The sequence below is a fragment of the Streptomyces sp. NPDC029138 genome (assembly GCF_055564375.1).
The window spans coordinates 145,352-161,318 of sequence record NZ_JBVHWM010000010.1 but is presented as its reverse complement, the minus strand read 5'-3'; the positions used below and the strand labels follow the sequence as shown (position 1 = coordinate 161,318).

The 15,967-nt window shown below is 72.2% G+C and carries 18 protein-coding genes; 7 read left to right on the top strand and 11 right to left on the bottom strand.

Features of this window, described 5'->3' with window-relative positions; genetic code table 11:
- Window positions 1-129 precede the first annotated feature (129 nt).
- From ACZ4WH_RS12600 to ACZ4WH_RS12590, 3 genes are all read right to left on the bottom strand, one after another.
- Complete coding sequence (locus tag ACZ4WH_RS12600) at window positions 130-774, bottom strand: DUF305 domain-containing protein (RefSeq protein ID WP_468179498.1); 645 nt, start codon at window positions 772-774, stop codon at window positions 130-132.
- A 95-nt stretch (window positions 775-869) separates the two neighbouring features.
- On the bottom strand, window positions 870-1,271 hold the full coding sequence (locus ACZ4WH_RS12595) for a DUF6153 family protein (protein ID WP_468179496.1): 402 nt from the start codon (window positions 1,269-1,271) through the stop codon (window positions 870-872).
- A gap of 267 nt (window positions 1,272-1,538) precedes the next feature.
- Entirely contained in the window at window positions 1,539-2,552 is a 1,014-nt protein-coding gene (locus tag ACZ4WH_RS12590) for a LacI family DNA-binding transcriptional regulator (protein WP_468179494.1), read from the bottom strand.
- A gap of 324 nt (window positions 2,553-2,876) precedes the next feature.
- Here ACZ4WH_RS12590 and ACZ4WH_RS12585 point away from each other — a divergent pair, with 324 nt between their 5' ends.
- The 5 genes from ACZ4WH_RS12585 to ACZ4WH_RS12565 all read left to right on the top strand — a co-directional run bounded on the left by ACZ4WH_RS12585 (window position 2,877) and on the right by ACZ4WH_RS12565 (window position 8,096).
- Window positions 2,877-3,842 carry a glycoside hydrolase family 6 protein gene (locus tag ACZ4WH_RS12585; RefSeq protein ID WP_468179492.1) on the top strand — a complete coding sequence of 322 codons (966 nt, stop codon included), beginning with the start codon at window positions 2,877-2,879 and terminating at the stop codon, window positions 3,840-3,842.
- Window positions 3,843-4,030: 188 nt separating this feature from the next.
- The gene (locus ACZ4WH_RS12580; protein WP_468179490.1) at window positions 4,031-5,347 is read left to right on the top strand and encodes a glycoside hydrolase family 6 protein; all 1,317 of its coding nucleotides are present in this window, start codon (window positions 4,031-4,033) and stop codon (window positions 5,345-5,347) included.
- 134 nt (window positions 5,348-5,481) lie between these two features.
- Window positions 5,482-6,045, top strand: coding sequence for a dihydrofolate reductase family protein (locus tag ACZ4WH_RS12575; protein ID WP_468179488.1), 564 nt, complete (start codon window positions 5,482-5,484; stop codon window positions 6,043-6,045).
- Window positions 6,046-6,249: 204 nt separating this feature from the next.
- The gene (locus ACZ4WH_RS12570) at window positions 6,250-6,972 is read left to right on the top strand and encodes a lysophospholipid acyltransferase family protein (RefSeq protein WP_468179485.1); all 723 of its coding nucleotides are present in this window, start codon (window positions 6,250-6,252) and stop codon (window positions 6,970-6,972) included.
- Between the two features lie 68 nt (window positions 6,973-7,040).
- Complete coding sequence (locus ACZ4WH_RS12565) at window positions 7,041-8,096, top strand: NAD-dependent epimerase/dehydratase family protein (protein WP_468179510.1); 1,056 nt, start codon at window positions 7,041-7,043, stop codon at window positions 8,094-8,096.
- Window positions 8,097-8,101: 5 nt separating this feature from the next.
- Here the strand turns inward: ACZ4WH_RS12565 and ACZ4WH_RS12560 are convergent, their stop codons facing one another.
- The 8 genes from ACZ4WH_RS12560 to ACZ4WH_RS12525 all read right to left on the bottom strand — a co-directional run bounded on the left by ACZ4WH_RS12560 (window position 8,102) and on the right by ACZ4WH_RS12525 (window position 14,846).
- Window positions 8,102-9,697 (bottom strand): alpha/beta hydrolase, encoded by a 1,596-nt coding sequence (locus ACZ4WH_RS12560; protein WP_468179482.1) that lies wholly within the window; start codon window positions 9,695-9,697, stop codon window positions 8,102-8,104.
- 142 nt (window positions 9,698-9,839) lie between these two features.
- On the bottom strand, window positions 9,840-10,598 hold the full coding sequence (locus tag ACZ4WH_RS12555; protein ID WP_468179480.1) for an urease accessory protein UreD: 759 nt from the start codon (window positions 10,596-10,598) through the stop codon (window positions 9,840-9,842).
- Entirely contained in the window at window positions 10,595-11,272 is a 678-nt protein-coding gene (gene ureG / locus ACZ4WH_RS12550) for an urease accessory protein UreG (RefSeq protein WP_468179478.1), read from the bottom strand. The genes ACZ4WH_RS12555 and ureG overlap by 4 nt, the downstream gene beginning before the upstream one ends.
- A 59-nt stretch (window positions 11,273-11,331) precedes the next feature.
- Window positions 11,332-12,006, bottom strand: coding sequence for an urease accessory protein UreF (locus ACZ4WH_RS12545; RefSeq protein ID WP_468179476.1), 675 nt, complete (start codon window positions 12,004-12,006; stop codon window positions 11,332-11,334).
- Window positions 12,006-13,727, bottom strand: a complete 1,722-nt coding sequence (locus ACZ4WH_RS12540) for an urease subunit alpha (protein ID WP_468179474.1) — start codon at window positions 13,725-13,727, stop codon at window positions 12,006-12,008. The genes ACZ4WH_RS12545 and ACZ4WH_RS12540 overlap by 1 nt, the downstream gene beginning before the upstream one ends.
- The gene (locus ACZ4WH_RS12535) at window positions 13,720-14,031 is read right to left on the bottom strand and encodes an urease subunit beta (RefSeq protein WP_468179472.1); all 312 of its coding nucleotides are present in this window, start codon (window positions 14,029-14,031) and stop codon (window positions 13,720-13,722) included. Before ACZ4WH_RS12535 ends, ACZ4WH_RS12540 begins: the two co-directional genes overlap by 8 nt.
- A 9-nt stretch (window positions 14,032-14,040) precedes the next feature.
- Complete coding sequence (locus ACZ4WH_RS12530) at window positions 14,041-14,343, bottom strand: urease subunit gamma (RefSeq protein ID WP_468179470.1); 303 nt, start codon at window positions 14,341-14,343, stop codon at window positions 14,041-14,043.
- Between the two features lie 224 nt (window positions 14,344-14,567).
- A complete protein-coding gene (locus tag ACZ4WH_RS12525; RefSeq protein ID WP_468179468.1) occupies window positions 14,568-14,846 on the bottom strand; it encodes a type II toxin-antitoxin system Phd/YefM family antitoxin in 279 nt (92 codons plus the stop codon).
- A gap of 86 nt (window positions 14,847-14,932) precedes the next feature.
- On the opposite strand from ACZ4WH_RS12525, the gene ACZ4WH_RS12520 reads away from it, so the two are divergent.
- A complete protein-coding gene (locus ACZ4WH_RS12520; RefSeq protein ID WP_468179466.1) occupies window positions 14,933-15,568 on the top strand; it encodes an ATP-dependent Clp protease proteolytic subunit in 636 nt (211 codons plus the stop codon).
- A gap of 7 nt (window positions 15,569-15,575) precedes the next feature.
- Window positions 15,576-15,881 (top strand): hypothetical protein, encoded by a 306-nt coding sequence (locus ACZ4WH_RS12515; protein ID WP_468179464.1) that lies wholly within the window; start codon window positions 15,576-15,578, stop codon window positions 15,879-15,881.
- Window positions 15,882-15,967: the final 86 nt, after the last annotated feature.

Below are 15,967 nucleotides of genomic sequence, written 5' to 3'. Positions count from 1 at the left end.
GGGGGGGGGGGGGGGGGGGGGGGGGGGGGGGGGGGGGGGGGGGGGGGGGGGGGGGGGGGGGGGGGGGGTGGGGGGGGGGGGGTGGGGGGGGGCCCCCCCCCCCCCCCCCCCCCCCCCCCCGCCGTGTCGTCAGTCCGTGCCGAGGAGCTGCTTCATCTCCTTGATCTCGGCGTTCTGCGCGGTGACGATGGCGTCCGCCATGGTCTTGGCGGGGCCGTACTGACCCTTCTTCTGCTCGGTGGTGGCCATCTCGACGGCGCCCTCATGGTGGTCGACCATCATCGACAGGAACTTGGTGTCGAAGTCCTTGCCGGTGGCCTTCTTCAGGGCCGTCATGTCGGCGTCGCTCATCATCCCGGACATCCCGGACATCCCGGAGTGACCGGAGTGGTCCATGCCGGCCATGGGGACCTGCTCGCCCCAGGACGCCAGCCAGCCGGTCATGGTGCGGATCTCCGGGTCCTGCGCCTTCTCGATGCGCGAGGCGAGGTCCTTCACCTGCGCCGAGGCGGCCCGGCCGTCGGCGAGCTTCGCCATCTCCAGGGCCTGCCGGTGGTGCGGGATCATGCCCTGCGCGAAGGAGACGTCCTGGGCGTTGTGCGCGGTGGCCGACGCGCTCGGAGTGGCCGACGCGCTCGCGCCTGCCGAGGAGCCGTGGCCGGTGTGGCCGCTGCCGGCGCTGTCGTTGTCGCCGCCGCAGGCGGCCAGGACGAGGGCTCCGGTCACGGCGACCGCGGCGAGGGCGGCACGGCGCGTCAGGGTACGGATGGTCATGCGGGGAACTCCTGCTGTTCTGAAGGGATGTCGGGCACGCGTGAGCACGACCGCGGCACCTGCGTCGGCGCAGGGGCGGTCGGCCGGGGCGGCCTCTAGATCCGCAGGAGTTGGAGTTCCGCCAGATCGGGCGGGGCGCGGGCGCCGTCGGGCGCGGTGGCCGGACCGGGGCGCGGGCAGGCGGCCGGCGCGAAGACGGCCACCGGGTCGGGAGCCGGCACGGACAGCTGGGGGCCGCCGTCCAGCGCGCCCGAGGCACAGCTGGGGTCGGCGTGGTGCAGCCGCCCGCCGCCGCAGTGACCGGCGGCGTCCGGGCAGTCGCCCGGCGCGCTGATGGCGACCACGCCGTGCGCGGCCCGGGCGTGTCCGGCGTGTGCCATGCCCCCGCCGGGCGCCAGCGCGTGCATGCCGAGCAGCCCGGCCAGCAGGGCGAGCACGAACAGCGCGCGGTGCCGCCGCCGGGGCGGTCGCGGTGCGTGTGCTCGGGTGCCGGTCATCGCAGACATCGTACGGGTGCCGGGAGCGGCCGGCGTGCGGGGGCACACCGGGGCGCGGCCGGCGTGCCGAAGCGGAGTGGGGGCGAGCCGTGTTCTCGAGGTGCGCCCGCACCGCCCTCGACCAACGCCGCGAAAGCGAAGACGCACGTCAGCCGCCTCATGGCGAAACTCGGAGCCAGCGACAGATCCCCAGTGGTCGTCCTCGCGTACGAGTACGGGATGGCCAGCCCCGGTCGGCCGACGGACCAGCCGGGCCGCCGGACGGCGTCAGGCGCTGGAACGGGTGACCAGGCGGGTGGGGAGGATCAGCGGGGTGGGGTCCTGTCCGTTGATGAGCGCGACGAGCATGCGCGCCATCTCCCGTCCGAGAGCCGTGATGGGCTGATGGACGGTCGTGAGTGGCGGATCGGCGATCTGGGCGACGGCCAGATCGTCGAAGCCGACCACGGCCACGTCGGCGGGGACCAGTCGGCCGGCCTCCCGCAGCGTGCGCAGCGCTCCCGCTCCCATGTTGTCGTTGGCGGCGAACACCCCGTCCACGTCGGGGTGGTTCGCCAGCAGTGCGGCCATGGCGGCGGCTCCGCTGGGCTCGGTGAAGTCCCCCTCCTGCGGCGGGAACGGGTCGAGGCCGGCGGCGAGCATGGCGTCCCGGTAGCCGCGGTACCGGGCGCGCCCGGCCTCGGTGTCCAGACGCCCGCAGATCGCGGCCACGCGAGTCCGGCCGCGCGAGACCAGGTACTCGGTCGCCGCACGCGCTCCGCCGACGTTGTCGACGTCCACGTACCACCGGGGAGCCGGACCGACCGGGCGGCCGCCGAACACGACGGGCATCTCCGCCTCCTCGGCCGTACGGGCCAGCGGATCGTCCTCGCGCAGCGCCATCAGCATGACGCCGTCGGCACCCTTGGACCGAAGGAGTTCCGCCACCCGCTTGCGGCCTCGGTCGGAAGCGGCCAGGCACAGCATCAGATGCAGGTCGGCCTCCTCCAGAGCGGCCGACGCCCCCACGATCACCTGGGCGAAGAACGGATCCGCGAAGATCGACGGGTCCTCTCCCGAGACGACCAGGGCGGCCGCGCCTGTCTGACGGGTGGCCAGAGCGCGGGCGGTCGGATTGGGTACGTAACCGAGTTGCCGGACGGCTCGTTCGACGGCCTCACGTTTGGCGGGGCTGACGTGCGGAGCGTTGTTGAGCGCGCGGGAGGCCACGGAGCGGGAGACGCCGGCGCGTTCGGCCACCTCGTCGAGCGTCGGCGGCCGACGCGGCGCGTCTCCTGCCATCAAGTGTGAGCCTTTCCCTCTTGGCCGGACCGGAAGCATCTCACCCGGAGCGCTCGGTTTGGAAGCGCTTCCAGCCAGAGCGGGCAGATTACCCGTCGCATGCGGGGCGGTCCATACGCCGACTCTTGACAGTCCCGCTAGTGCACCACACGATACCGACCACACCTCAAGGCTCCCCGGCAATGCTGGGACCGCTTCCAGTGGGAGCGCTCCCAGCTCACTGCCGATCCTTCCAGGTGTCGTACCACCGCACTTCCTCAGCGCGTCGCGCGCCCGGGACGAGAGCGCGCGGCGCACCCCCTGCCAGGAAACCGAGGTACAGTCATGCGCCGCAGACTCCGCGCCCTCGCGGCAGCGCTCTTCGCTCTGCCGCTGGCGCTCGCCGCCGCACCGTCCGCGCACGCCGCCGACCCGACCACCATGACCAGCGGGTTCTACGTGGACCCCGACTCCAGCGCGCAGCGATGGGTCGCCGCCAACCCCGGCGACGGCCGGGCACCCGCGATCAGCGCCTCCATCGCCAACACGCCGATGGCCCGCTGGTTCGGTTCCTGGAGCGGCACCATCGGCACCGCCACGGGCGCGTACGCGGGAGCGGCGGACTCGAGGGACAAACTGCCCGTCCTCGTCGCCTACAACATCTACAACCGCGACTACTGTGGCGGGCACTCCGCCGGTGGAGCCGCCTCGCCGTCCGCCTACGCGACGTGGATCGCCCAGTTCGCCGGTGGGATCGCCAACCGCCCGGCCGTCGTCATCCTCGAACCCGACTCCCTCGGGGACTACGGCTGCATGACGCAGGCTCAGATCACCGAACGCCAGGGCATGCTCACCGGGGCCCTCACCCAGTTCAGCCGCCAGGCACCCAACACCTGGGTCTACCTGGACGCCGGCAACCCGGGCTGGGCCAGCCCCGCGACCATGGCCCAGCGCCTCCACGACGCCGGCCTCCGACAGGCCCACGGCTTCTCGCTCAACATCTCCAATTACTTCACCACGGCCGAGAACACCGCCTACGGCAATGCCGTCAACAGTGAACTGAACGCCCGCTACGGCTACACCAAGCCGTTCGTCGTGGACACCAGCCGTAACGGCAACGGCTCGAACGGGCAGTGGTGCAACCCCTCCGGTCGCCGTATCGGCACCCCCACGCGGCTGGGCGGAGGCGCCGAGATGCTCTTGTGGATCAAGGCCCCGGGCGAGTCCGACGGCAACTGCGGCGTCGGGGCCGGCTCCTCGGCCGGACAGTTCCTCCCCGAGGTCGCCTACAAGATGATCTACGGCTATTGAGCCACTGGCTCCGGTGACCGTGGCCCGGTACGTCCGCGCCCCTCGCGACCGGGCCACGGGCCCTGTCCGCCGCACGCGGGCCGAGGCCACCGATGACCGCCTTCCCACAGGCGATCGGCGGCCTCCCGAGGCGGTGGCCTCCCGAGGCGGCGGGCGCCCCCTCCTCCCTCCATCGACCAGGAGCAGCGATGAAAACACGCAGACCGAGGCGCCGCACGGCTGCCGTCATCACGGCGCTCACCGCCTGCGCCGCCCTCACCGCGACGCAGGCGCAGGCCACGCCCGCACAGAACGCGATCACCGCGACGCAGGCGCACGCCGCACCCGCACAGAACGCGATCACCCCGGCCACGAAGTTCTACGTGGACCCGCACAGCAAGGCCGCGAAGCAGGCTGTCGTCGACTTCCGGAACGGCGACATCGATAACGCCGCGAACATGGCCAGACTGGCGAGCTGGCCGCAGGCCGAGTGGTTCACCGAGGGCACGCCCGACGAGGCGCGCGCCAAGGTGAGCCATCTCGTCCGCCGGGCCCGGGCCGTGCACCGGGCCCCCGTCCTGGTCGCTTACAACGTCCCGGGCCGGGACTGCACGCAGTACTCCAGCGGCGGAGCCGCATCCTCCGCCGCCTACCGGCAGTGGATCGACGCCTTCGCCGCCGGCATCGGCGACAGCAGGGCGGTGGTCATCGTCGAGCCCGACGGCCTGGCCATGCTGCCCAAGGACTGCGGGCCCACCACCGACCCGACAGGCGAACTCACGGCCGCCCGCATCGCCGACCTCACCTACGCCGTCAAGACGCTGAAGGCCAAGCCGAGCACCGCTGTGTACCTGGACGCGGGCAACGTCCAGTGGCGATCCGTCGGCGACATGGCGCAGCGGCTGCTGGACGCCGGGGTCCGGTACGGCGACGGCTTCGCCCTGAACGTGTCCAACACCCATCCCACCGACCACAACGCCCAGTACGGCACCTGGATAGCGAAGTGCATGTGGTTCGCCACCGAGGGACCCGAGCAGGCACGCGGCCACGCCGATTGGTGCGCCAGTCAGTACTACTCGTCCGCCGCCCCTAACGACGGCGCCCCCGGCAACAGCGTCTCCTCCGCCGACCCCACCACCTGGCGGTGGACCGACGCCTGGTTCGACCAGAACGTGGGCGCCCCGCCGGCCGACGAGCTGCGTCACTTCGTGATCGACACCAGCCGCAACGGTCTGGGCGCCTGGAGTCCGGAGCCGGGCAAGTACAGCGGGGACCCGGAGGCCTGGTGCAACGCGCCCGGCCGTGGTCTCGGCCCGCGTCCCACCGCCGACACCGGGGTCCCGCTCGTCGACGCCTACCTGTGGATCAAGATCCCAGGCGAGTCCGACGGCAGCTGCACACGCAACACCGGCGGCACGATCGACCCCGAGTACGGCATCGTCGACCCGCCCGCCGGTACCTGGTGGCCCGACCAGGCCCACACACTGGCCCACAACGCGGCACCGCGCCTGACGTTCAACCACTGAACGGTCCCCGCCCTCATCCGTGGTGGCTGATGCCTCTCGTGAGGTGACTCGGCTCAGGGCATCCCGCGAGCCGCGATGAGTCCTGCGGCGTCCGGCGGTCGTACTGTCGAACCCGTCACCGAGGAGGACTTCTGATGCGCAGCGTGACCTATTCGATGAGCGTCTCACTTGACGGCTACATCGTCGGGCCGGACGGCGACTTCGACTGGACGGCGCCCGGCGACGACGTCTTTCGCTTCTGGATCGACGAGATTCGGCAGGTCAACATCCACCTGTTGGGACGACGGCTGTACGAGACGATGCTGTACTGGGAGACCGCCGACCAGGATCCATCGCTCGACGACTCCATGCTCGAGTGGACCGCCCTCTGGAAGCCGCTGCCCAAAGTTGTGTTCTCCACCACGCTGTCGGCGGTGCGGGGCCAGGCCCGCCTGGCCTCCGGCGGTCTGGCGGAGGAGATCGAGCGGTTGCGAGCCGAGCCGGGGGATGGCGACATCGCGATCGGCGGCGCGACCCTCGCCGCCGAGGCGGCGGCATTGGGTCTGATCGACGAGTACCGGGCCATGGTCTACCCCGTGCTGGTCGGCGGCGGCATCCCGTTCTTTCCCCGACGCGAGCGCCGGGTGGATCTCGAACTCGTCGAGACCCGCACCTTCAACTCGAGAGTCGTCTACCTCCGCCACCGCGTGGCGCGTTAGCCGGCTCCCCCGCCGAGCCCTGGGAAGAACGGGCCAGTCAGTGATCCTGCCTGGCCATCAGCTGTCTCGGCAAAGGGTCAGCATAAGGCCGCCCGAACATGGTTACAGATGACGACAGGTGCACATAGCCCGTGTGCGTGAATCCCCGCGGTGACCTGGGGAAACGCCGGTTCCAGGCGGAGCTGGCAGAGCGAGGAGCGAGCCGTGTTCTACTACCTGCTCAAGTACGTGGTCCTGGGTCCACTGCTCAGAGTGGTCTTCCGGCCCCGGATCGAAGGCCTGGAGCACGTGCCCGCGTCGGGGCCGGCGATCATCGCCGGGAACCATCTGTCGTTCTCCGACCACTTCCTGATGCCGGCGATACTGAAACGCCGCATCACCTTCCTCGCCAAGGCGGAGTACTTCACCGGCCCCGGGGTGAAGGGCAGGCTCACCGCGTTCTTCTTCCGCAGCGCCGGGCAGATCCCGGTGGACCGCTCCGGCAAGGACGCGGGGCAGGCCGCGATCCGTGAGGGGCTCGGGGTGCTGCGCAAGGGAGAGCTGCTCGGCATCTATCCGGAGGGCACGCGTTCGCACGACGGCAGGCTGTACAAGGGCAAGGTCGGGGTCGCCGTGATGGCCCTCAAGGCGGGGGTCCCGGTGGTGCCGTGCGCGATGATCGGCACGTTCGAGGCCCAGCCGCCCGGGAAGGTCGTCCCCAGGATCCGCCCCGTGGCCATCCGCTTCGGCGCGCCCCTGGACTTCTCCCGCTATGCGGGCATGGAGCACGAGAAGGCCGTGCTGCGGGCGGTCACCGACGAGATCATCCACGCCATCCTCACGCTGTCCGGGCAGGAGTACGTCGACGAGTACGCGGCCGTCGTCAAGGAACGGCAGGCGGCGGAGCAGAACGCGAGGCGCAGGTTCCCGCGGGCGCCGCTCAGTTGATCTGCCGTCGGCAGAACGAAGGCGGCCGGCCGGGGCCGGATGCCTAGGCTGGCCGTATGAAGACAGCTGTGGTGGTCGGGGCGAGCGGGCAGATCGGGCGTCCGGTGGTGGAGGCGCTGGCGCGGGACGGCTGGGCGGTGACGGCCGCCTCGCGCGGCGGCGGCCGGGACAAGGCGTGGGGCGAGGGGGTGCGGACGGTCCGGCTGGACCGCGCCGACGACTCGGCCCTGGCCGCGGTGGTGGGCGACGGCTGCGACCTGCTGGTCGACGTGGTCGCCTACGACGCCGGGCACGCGCGGCAGGTGACGGGGCTCGCGGACCGGATCGGCTCGGCGGTGGTGATCTCCAGTGTGTCGGTGTACGAGGACGGCGCCGGGCGGGGCTTCGACACGCTGGGCGAGCCGGACGGCTTCCCGGACTATCCGGTGCCGGTCCCCGAGACACAGCCGACGGTCGCTCCGGGAGAGGCCACCTACAGCACCCGCAAGGCGGCGTTGGAGCGGGAACTCCTAGATCCCGGCGCCGACTTGCCGGTCACGGTGCTGCGGGCGGGCGCGGTGCACGGGCCGTACAGCCCGCTGCCGCGCGAGCTGTACTTCGTGAAGCGGAACCTGGACGGGCGACACGACCGGGTGCTGGCGTACCGGGGCGAGAGCCGGTTCCATCCGGCGAGTGCCCGTAACATCGCCGAGCTGGTGCGGCTGGCGGCGGCCCGGCCGGGCTCCCGGGTGCTCAACGCCTGCGACGGTCAGGCGCCGACGGCCGCCTCGATCGGTGCCGCGATCGACGCCGTCATGGGGGTGGAGACCCGGACCGCCTGCCTCGACGGGCCGCCGGCCGGCTCGGTGGGCCGGACGCCGTGGTCGGTGCCGCGACCAGTGGTGTTCGACATGTCCGCCGCCGAGCGGGAGTTGGGCTACCGGCCGGTGGTGTCGTACGCCGAGAGCCTGCCGGAGACGGTCGAGTGGCTGACCGGGGCCCTGCGCGGCCGGGACTGGCGGGAGGTCTTTCCGCTGCTCGCCCAGGCCTACCCGGACCTGTTCGACTACGCGGCGGAGGACGCCTGGCGCGCGGCACGACAGGAGGGGCGGCCGGAGACGTCCGGCCGCCCCTCGTCACCGTGATGGGGTTACGGCTTGGGCGTGGCGTGCGGGGCGCAGGTCACGTCCTTGCCGTCCAGCGTGCCGTCGAGCAGGTAGGCGTCGACGCGCTGGTTGATGCAGGGGTTGACCAGGCTGGTCACGCCGTGGGAGCCCGCGTTCCTCTCGGTGATCAGGCGGGAGCCCTTGAAGCGCTTGTGCAGTTCGACGGCGCCCTCGTACGGCGTGGCGGCGTCACGCGTGGACTGGACGATCAGGACCTTCGGCAGTCCCTTGTGGGTCTTGACCTCGACCGGGTTGTACTGCTTGCTCGGCCACGTGGCACACGGCAGGTTCATCCAGGCGTTGGCCCAGGTCATGAACGGGTGGTCGGTGTGGAGCCGGGTGTTGTCCCGGTTCCACTTCTGCCAGCTGGTGGGCCACTTGGCGTCGGCGCACTCGACGGCCGTGTAGACGGCGTTGCCGTTCTCCGAGGAGATGTTGCCCGCCGTGTCCGACATGTCGGGGGCGGCCGCGTCGACCAGCGCCTGGGTGTCACCGGCGACGTACTTGCTGAAGACCGTGGCGACCGGCACCCACGAGGAGTCGTAGTACGGCGCGCTCTGGAAGAAGGAGATCAGCTCGGCCGGGCCGACGACCCCGCCGATCGGGTTCTTCTTGGCGGTCGCGCGCAGCTGGAGCCACTTGTCCTGGACGGCGGCGCGGGTGGTGCCGAGGTGGAAGGCGGCGTCGTTCGCGGCGACCCAGTCCTGCCAGTCCTTCCAGCGGCCCTCGAAGGCGACGTCCTGGTCGAGGTTGGCCTCGTACCAGATCTTCTCGCGGGAGGGGTTGACCACGCTGTCCACAACCATGCGGCGGACGTGGCCCGGGAAGAGGGTGCCGTAGACGGCGCCCAGGTAGGTGCCGTAGGAGACGCCGAGGTAGTTGAGCTTCTTCTCGCCCAGCGCGGCGCGGATGACGTCGAGGTCGCGGGCGGTGTTCGGCGTGGTCATGTGCGGCAGCATGGCGCCGCTGCGTTCGGCGCAGCCCTCCGCGTACTCACGGGCCAGCTTGCGCTGCGCGGTCTTGTCGGCCTCGCTGTCCGGCACCGGGTCCAGCTTGGGTGCCTTGACGAACTCCTGCGGGTCGACGCAGGAGATGGGTGCGGAGTGGCCGACGCCGCGCGGATCGAAGCCGACGAAGTCGTAGGCCTTGGCGACGTTCGCCCAGACCGGGGCTTTCGTCGTGACCCGGCGCGGGAAGCGCAGACCGGAGCCGCCGGGGCCGCCCGGGTTGTAGACGAGCGCGCCCTGCCGCTCCTTCTTGGTGCCGGTGTTGCCGATGCGGTCCACGGCGAGCTTGATCTGCTTGCCGTAGGGGTGGGCGTAGTCGAGCGGCACGCTGACCCAGCCGCACTGGATGGGCTTCTCGAGCCCCCAGTCGGCCGGGCAGTCCTGCCATGTGACGCCCGCCTTGGCGGCCCGGGCGGCGGCGATCTCGGCGCCCTTGGCCTCCCGGTCCTGCGCGGGCCGGCCGACGGCACCGGCCGTGGGTGCCGAGACCGCGCCGGCGATCAGGGTGGCGGTGACGAGTGCTCCAGCGGAACCGAGTGCCAGCAGGCGGCTCTTCGGTCTGTTCTCCCTCAAGTGGGCCCCTCCCCGTACCTCGCTGCGAGTTGTCAGGCGGGGATCCTCTCGGCTGTGGGTCGGCTGAGAACAGGGGTCGTCACCTATCTTTATCAATCCGATAACCGGATGATCATGTTCGATGCCTCGGACAGCCGTCTCCTCAGCCGAGTTCGGTCAGTGCCTCGTCCAGGAGTCTGCGCAGTCGCAGCGCGTCCGGCCCGACGGCGGTGACAAGGGCGGCGGGCCCCGCCAGGGGCACCAGTGAGGCATACTCCCCCAGCATCCGCGCGGCCGGTGGGGCTTCGGCGAACTCGGGGCGTGCGACGACGAGTTGGCCCACCGCACGGCACCCCGACAGCACGGCCGGCCCGTCCCAGCCGCCCGGCGCGCCGGGGCCGCAGGCCAGTTCCTGGTCCAGGACGGCCCGGCCCGCGACCCGCACGGTGAGCCGGCTGGTGAGGCGCCCGGGCTGCTCCCCGGCCCGCCCCAGCACCTGCTCCTCGCGCAGCACGAACCGGGCGCCGGCGGCGAGGTCGGCCCGGGTGGTGACACACAGGTCGCTGCCGCCGGCGGAGATCAACTGCTCGGGCAGCCAGTGCAGTTCGGCGCCGGCGGCCACGTCGAGCCGGACGTCGTACCGGGCCTCGCCCTTGGCCTGGCCCGGCAGGGCGAGGGTGGCGGCGGCCGATCCGACGCGCAGCCGGGCGCCCTCCTCCACCCGCGCGGCCAGCGCGAAGCGGTCACCGCCGAGCGGCCCGCTCATCGCGCCGACGACCATGATCCTCGCCTCGGCTCCGGCCGACCGGGTGCGGCGCAGCGCCAGCGGGCCCTCGCCGTCCAGGACCGGCAGGGCCGTACCGCCACGGCCGTCGGCGCGGGCGACGATCCGGGCGCTCGCCCGGACCCCGGTGACGGTCACGCCGTCCACGCGGCGAGCCGCTCGCGGACCCAGGCGGCCACGTCGGTGACTCCGGTCCCGCCACGCAACGACTGGAAGACGACGGGGAGTTCGGCCCGCTGCGCCTTGGCGTCGGCGGCCATCCGGGCGAGGTCGGAGCCGACGTACGGGGCGAGGTCGGTCTTGTTGACGACGAGGAGGTCGGCGGTGGTGACTCCGGGTCCGCCCTTGCGGGGGATGTCGTCGCCGCCGGCCACGTCGATCACGAAGATCTGGGCGTCCACGAGCCCCTTGGAGAAGGTGGCGGTGAGGTTGTCGCCGCCGGACTCGACGAGGATCAGGTCCAGGGGGCCGACCGCGTCCTCCAGGTCCTCGACGGCTTCGAGGTTGGCGGAGATGTCGTCGCGGATCGCGGTGTGCGGGCAGGCGCCCGTCTCGACGGCGGTGATCCGCTCGGGCGGCAGCACGGCCTCCCGAAGCAGGAACTCGGCGTCCTCGCGGGTGTAGATGTCGTTGGTGACGACCGCGAGGGACAGCTCGTCCCGCAGCGCCCGGCACAGAGCGGCGACGGTGGCGGTCTTGCCCGAGCCGACCGGGCCGCCGAGCCCGATCCGCAGGGCACGGCGGGTGCCGTCGGGGCGGCGCGCGTCGGCGCTGAGGGCGGCGGGGGCGGGGTGGGTGTGGTCGAGGTGCATGGATGCGGCTCCTGTGGTCGGTGAGTCTTCAGCCGAGCGAGTCGAGTGGGCGGGCGGACTCATGACGCGAACAGCCGCACGGGCCAGCCGGCGTGCCACTCCGCACCCACCTCCAGCAGGGGCGCCGAAGCCGCGGGCAGCGCGTCGACCCCCTCGTCGGCCACCCGCCGCGCGGCCTCCACGGCGGAGTCCGCCACGCGGTCCAGCTCGGGGGCCAGCCGGGCGAGAACGGCGGTCGCGTCGAACGGGGCGAGGCTCAGCAACCGCACGGTGGCCGTCGTCGGCCCGCTCACGCTCTCGTAGACCGCGCAGTGGGCCGCGTCCTCGGGCGCGAGCCCGGCCGCCCGGGCGGCGAGACCGAGCACGACCGGCTGATGGGCGCCCTTGGGGAACCGGCGGGCCACGGCGTCCAGTTCGGCGCACGGCCACGTCACCCTGGCGGCCCGCAGCAGCTGTCGGCCCAGGCGCCGCGCGGCGGCCCGCAGGGCCGGGGACGGCGTCCGCGCGTCGGCCGCCGCGTCCAGTGCGCCCGGGTCGGCGCCGAGGACGGCCGCCGCGGCGAGCGCGCCCGCGACCAGCCCGGAGGTGTGCAGCCGGCCCCGGCAGAACTCCTCCAGGCTCGGGGCGTCGGTGATCCGGCCCGCCTTGACGGCGGCCTCCGCCCCGCCGGAGTGCGCGTGCCCTCCGGCGGGGAAACGGCCGTCGGCCAGGACGAGCAGTGCTGACCTGGACATCAGAACAGGAAGTAGCGCTGGGCCATGGGCAGTTCGGCGGCCGGGGTGGCCTCGACCAGTTCGCCGTCGATGTGCACGGCGAAGCTGTCGGGGTCGATCCGGACGTCCGGCAGGGCGTCGTTCTCGCGCAGGTCGGCCTTGGTGACCGCGCGCGTGGACTCGATCGCCACGAACCGTTTGCCGAGCCCGAGCCGTTCCGGCAGCCCGTCCTCGATCGCCAGATCGGCCACGAAGTTGACGGAGTTGGCGGCGGGGGCCCGGCCGATGGCTCCGTACATCGGACGGGGCAGGATCGGCTGCGGGGTGGGGATGGAGGCGTTGGCGTCGCCCATCTGCGCGTACGCGATCTGCCCGCCCTTGATGACGAGGAGCGGCTTGACCCCGAAGAACGCGGGCTCCCACAGCACCAGGTCGGCGAGCTTGCCGGTCTCGACGGAGCCGATCTGGGCGGCGAGGCCCTGGGCGAGCGCGGGGTTGATCGTGTACTTGGCGACATAGCGCCGTACCCGGTGGTTGTCGGCGCGGCCGTCGCCGGGCAGCGCGCCCCGCCGGCGCTTCATGACGTGCGCGGTCTGCCAGGTGCGCAGGACGACCTCGCCGACGCGTCCCATGGCCTGGGAGTCGGAGGAGATGATCGAGATCGCGCCGAGGTCGTGGAGGACGTCCTCCGCGCCGATGGTGGAGGGGCGGATCCGGGACTCGGCGAAGGCGAGGTCCTCGGGGACGGCCGGGTTGAGGTGGTGGCACACCATCAGCATGTCGAGGTGTTCCTCGGTCGTGTTGACGGTGAAGGGCCGGGTCGGGTTGGTGGAGCTGGGCAGCACGTTCGGCTGCGAGACGACCGTCATGATGTCGGGGGCGTGGCCGCCGCCCGCGCCCTCGGTGTGGTACGAGTGGATGCCCCGGCCCGCGATCGCGGCGAGGGTGTCGCCGACGAACCCGGCCTCGTTCAGGGTGTCGGTGTGGATGGCGACCTGGATGCCGGTGCGGTCGGCGACCGTGAGCGCGGCGTCGATGACGGCGGGTGTGGAGCCCCAGTCCTCGTGCAGCTTGAGGCCGACGGCGCCGCCGCGGATCTGGGAGAGCATCGCCTCGTGGCTGACGGTGTTGCCCTTGCCGAGGAAGCCGACGTTGACGGGGTAGGCCTCCATCGCCTCCAGCATCCGGGCCAGGTGCCAGGGGCCCGGGGTGACCGTGGTGGCCTTCGAGCCCTCGGCGGGGCCGGTGCCGCCGCCGACCAGGGTGGTGACGCCGGAGGCCAGCGCCTCGTCGGCGACCTGGGGGCAGATGAAGTGGACGTGCGCGTCGATGGCGCCGGCGGTCAGGATGCGGCCGTTGCCGGCGATGATCTCGGTCTCGGGGCCGATGACGAGGTCGGGGTGGACGCCGTCCATGGTGTCCGGGTTGCCGGCCTTGCCGAGGGCGGTGATCCGGCCGTCGCGGATGCCGACGTCGGCCTTGACGACGCCCCAGTGGTCGACGACGACGGCACCGGTGATCACGGTGTCGGGGGTGCCCTCGGCGCGGGTGGCGCGGGACTGGCCCATGGACTCGCGGATGACCTTGCCGCCGCCGAAGACCGCCTCGTCGCCGGCGGCCCCGGGGCCGCCGGAGCGGTCCTCCTCGATCTCGATCAGCAGGTCGGTGTCGGCGAGCCGGATGCGGTCGCCGGTGGTGGGCCCGAACAGGTCGGCGTAGGCGGCGCGGGAGATCTCAGGCATCGAGGGCACCTCCGGTCTCGCCGCGCAGTCCGGGCACGATCCGGGCGCCGGTCAGGGGCACGAGTTCGACCTCGACGGGGATGCCGGGCTCGAAGCGGACGGCGGTGCCGGCGGCGACGTTCAGCCGCTTGCCGCGTGCGGCGGGGCGGTCGAACTCCAGGCCGGGGTTGGCCTCGGCGAAGTGGTAGTGGGAGCCGACCTGGACCGGCCGGTCGGCGGCGTTGAGGACGGTCAGCCGGGTGACCGCGCGGCCCGCGTTGCAGACGACGGGCTCGTCCGCGAACAGGATCTCTCCGGGAATCATAGCGGCCCCTCAGATGATCGGGTCGTGGACGGTGACGAGCTTGGTGCCGTCCGGGAAGGTGGCCTCGACCTGGACGTCGTGGATCATCTCGGCGACCCCGTCCATGACGTCGTCCCTGGTCAGGATCTTGCGGCCGGAGGACATCAGCTCGGCGACGGTGCGGCCGTCCCGCGCGCCCTCCAGGATGTGCGACGTGATGAGGGCGACCGCTTCCGGGTGGTTGAGCTTGAGCCCACGGGCCCTGCGCTTCTCGGCCACGTCGGCCGCCACATGGATCAGCAGCCTCTCTTGCTCGTGCGGGGTCAGTTGCACGTCCCACCTCACAGTCCTTGCTCCGGACCGTGCGGGGTCCGGTGGCCGCGGCCACCACGACGGGGATAGGTGTAACACACAGGCAAATCCCCGGAGTGTCATCACTCCGGGCAGAAAAACCCCTGGTGGCGTGGATCGGCAGGCTAGAACGCCGGAGTTTCAACGACGTTAACCAGACCTTGATCGGCCCATGACCGGCCGATGGGCCCTCGCGAAGACGCGGCTCAGGAGGCGCCCGGCCTCCGGTGCTCCGCCGCGATCCCGAAGCGCCGCTGTTCACGCGGCGCGGAACCGGCCTCGCGCACTCCGGACACCGAGCTGATGACCTGCTCCTCGGCCGGCTCGTCCAGCGCGTCGAGCCGCTCCAGGTCGGCGGCCGAGACGAGCGCGACCAGCGGCTTGCCGTGCCGGGTGACGACGACGCGCTCACCGCCGTACACCACGCGGTTGATCAGGTCGGCGAGTTCAGCCCTGGCTTGCGTCACCGGAATCTCGTAGGCCATACCTCCATCATAACGTCACGTACGTCCTGTACATTTTTTACAGAAGTCGAGCCCGTCAGGGCCTCGTCATGAGGAGGCGTATGTCCATGTCCCGACCGTCCGCCCGCCATGTCCTGCCCGAGTTCACCGAACGCACCGGGAGCGCCGTGCGCACCCTCGATCCGTACGCGAAGCTCTTCGAGGACCGGATCGTCTTCCTCGGCACACCGGTCGACAACGCGGCGGCCGGCGATGTGACGGCGCAGCTCATGTACCTCGAACACAAGGCCCCGGACCGGGACATCACGCTGTACGTCAACTCGCCGGGCGGCTCGTTCGACGCCATGGCGGCGATCTACGACACGATGCGGTACGTCAGTTGCGACGTGGTGACCTACTGCCTGGGCCAGGCCTCCGCCTCGGCCGCGGTGCTGCTCGCGGCCGGCACCCCGGGCAAGCGGTTCGCCCTGCCCGGCGCCCGCATGGTGATCGAGCAGCCCCGGCTGCCCGAGCCGGTGCGCGGACGGCCCAGCGACCTGATCCTCCAGGCCGAGGAGTTGGCGCGGACCCGGACAACCCTGGAGCAGATGCTCGTCCGGCACACAGGGCGCACGGCCGAGCAGGTCCACGAGGACCTGGAGCGTGACCTGATCCTGGACGCCACCGCGGCGGTCGCCTACGGTCTGGTGGACGGCATCGTGCCGAGCCGCCGGGACACGCCCGGCGCACCGGACGCGAGGTGAGCCGCTCATGCTGCCGGACCTCCCACCGCTGCCCGCGCTGACCCGTGCGGAGGGCGAGTTGATCGACCGTTACCTGGAGGCGGTCGACCTGCTGGGCCGTATCAACCCGGCCCGCCCCGGGGACACCTACCGCGGGCTGCGCGCGGCCCAGGCCCTGGTGCGCAAGGCGGCAGAGCTGCGGGACGCGCTCGCGCTGATGCATCAGCGGGGCGAGACGGAGCTGCACGGGGACACGCTGGCACAGGCGTTGCGGGTGCTGGACGGTGAGCGCCGGGCCGCTCGCGTCACGCTCCCGCCGGACGGCGTCGGCTGAGGCGGACGCTCCTCCGGTCCGGCGGGCCCCGCGCGTCGACACGCGCCGTTCGGACCGGAATTGAAACGGCCCGAACGACGTACCGC

What these genes read in the sequence shown, in the direction of transcription:
- ACZ4WH_RS12600 (WP_468179498.1), bottom strand. Translation starts at nt 774, where the DNA reads ATGACCATCCGTACCCTGACGCGCCGTGCCGCCCTCGCCGCGGTCGCC.
- ACZ4WH_RS12595 (WP_468179496.1), bottom strand. Translation starts at nt 1,271, where the DNA reads ATGACCGGCACCCGAGCACACGCACCGCGACCGCCCCGGCGGCGGCAC.
- ACZ4WH_RS12590 (WP_468179494.1), bottom strand. Translation starts at nt 2,552, where the DNA reads ATGGCAGGAGACGCGCCGCGTCGGCCGCCGACGCTCGACGAGGTGGCC.
- ACZ4WH_RS12585 (WP_468179492.1), top strand. Translation starts at nt 2,877, where the DNA reads ATGCGCCGCAGACTCCGCGCCCTCGCGGCAGCGCTCTTCGCTCTGCCG.
- ACZ4WH_RS12580 (WP_468179490.1), top strand. Translation starts at nt 4,031, where the DNA reads ATGAAAACACGCAGACCGAGGCGCCGCACGGCTGCCGTCATCACGGCG.
- ACZ4WH_RS12575 (WP_468179488.1), top strand. Translation starts at nt 5,482, where the DNA reads ATGCGCAGCGTGACCTATTCGATGAGCGTCTCACTTGACGGCTACATC.
- ureG (WP_468179478.1), bottom strand. Translation starts at nt 11,272, where the DNA reads ATGCACCTCGACCACACCCACCCCGCCCCCGCCGCCCTCAGCGCCGAC.
- ACZ4WH_RS12545 (WP_468179476.1), bottom strand. Translation starts at nt 12,006, where the DNA reads ATGTCCAGGTCAGCACTGCTCGTCCTGGCCGACGGCCGTTTCCCCGCC.
- ACZ4WH_RS12540 (WP_468179474.1), bottom strand. Translation starts at nt 13,727, where the DNA reads ATGCCTGAGATCTCCCGCGCCGCCTACGCCGACCTGTTCGGGCCCACC.
- ACZ4WH_RS12535 (WP_468179472.1), bottom strand. Translation starts at nt 14,031, where the DNA reads ATGATTCCCGGAGAGATCCTGTTCGCGGACGAGCCCGTCGTCTGCAAC.
- ACZ4WH_RS12525 (WP_468179468.1), bottom strand. Translation starts at nt 14,846, where the DNA reads ATGGCCTACGAGATTCCGGTGACGCAAGCCAGGGCTGAACTCGCCGAC.
- ACZ4WH_RS12520 (WP_468179466.1), top strand. Translation starts at nt 14,933, where the DNA reads ATGTCCCGACCGTCCGCCCGCCATGTCCTGCCCGAGTTCACCGAACGC.
- ACZ4WH_RS12515 (WP_468179464.1), top strand. Translation starts at nt 15,576, where the DNA reads ATGCTGCCGGACCTCCCACCGCTGCCCGCGCTGACCCGTGCGGAGGGC.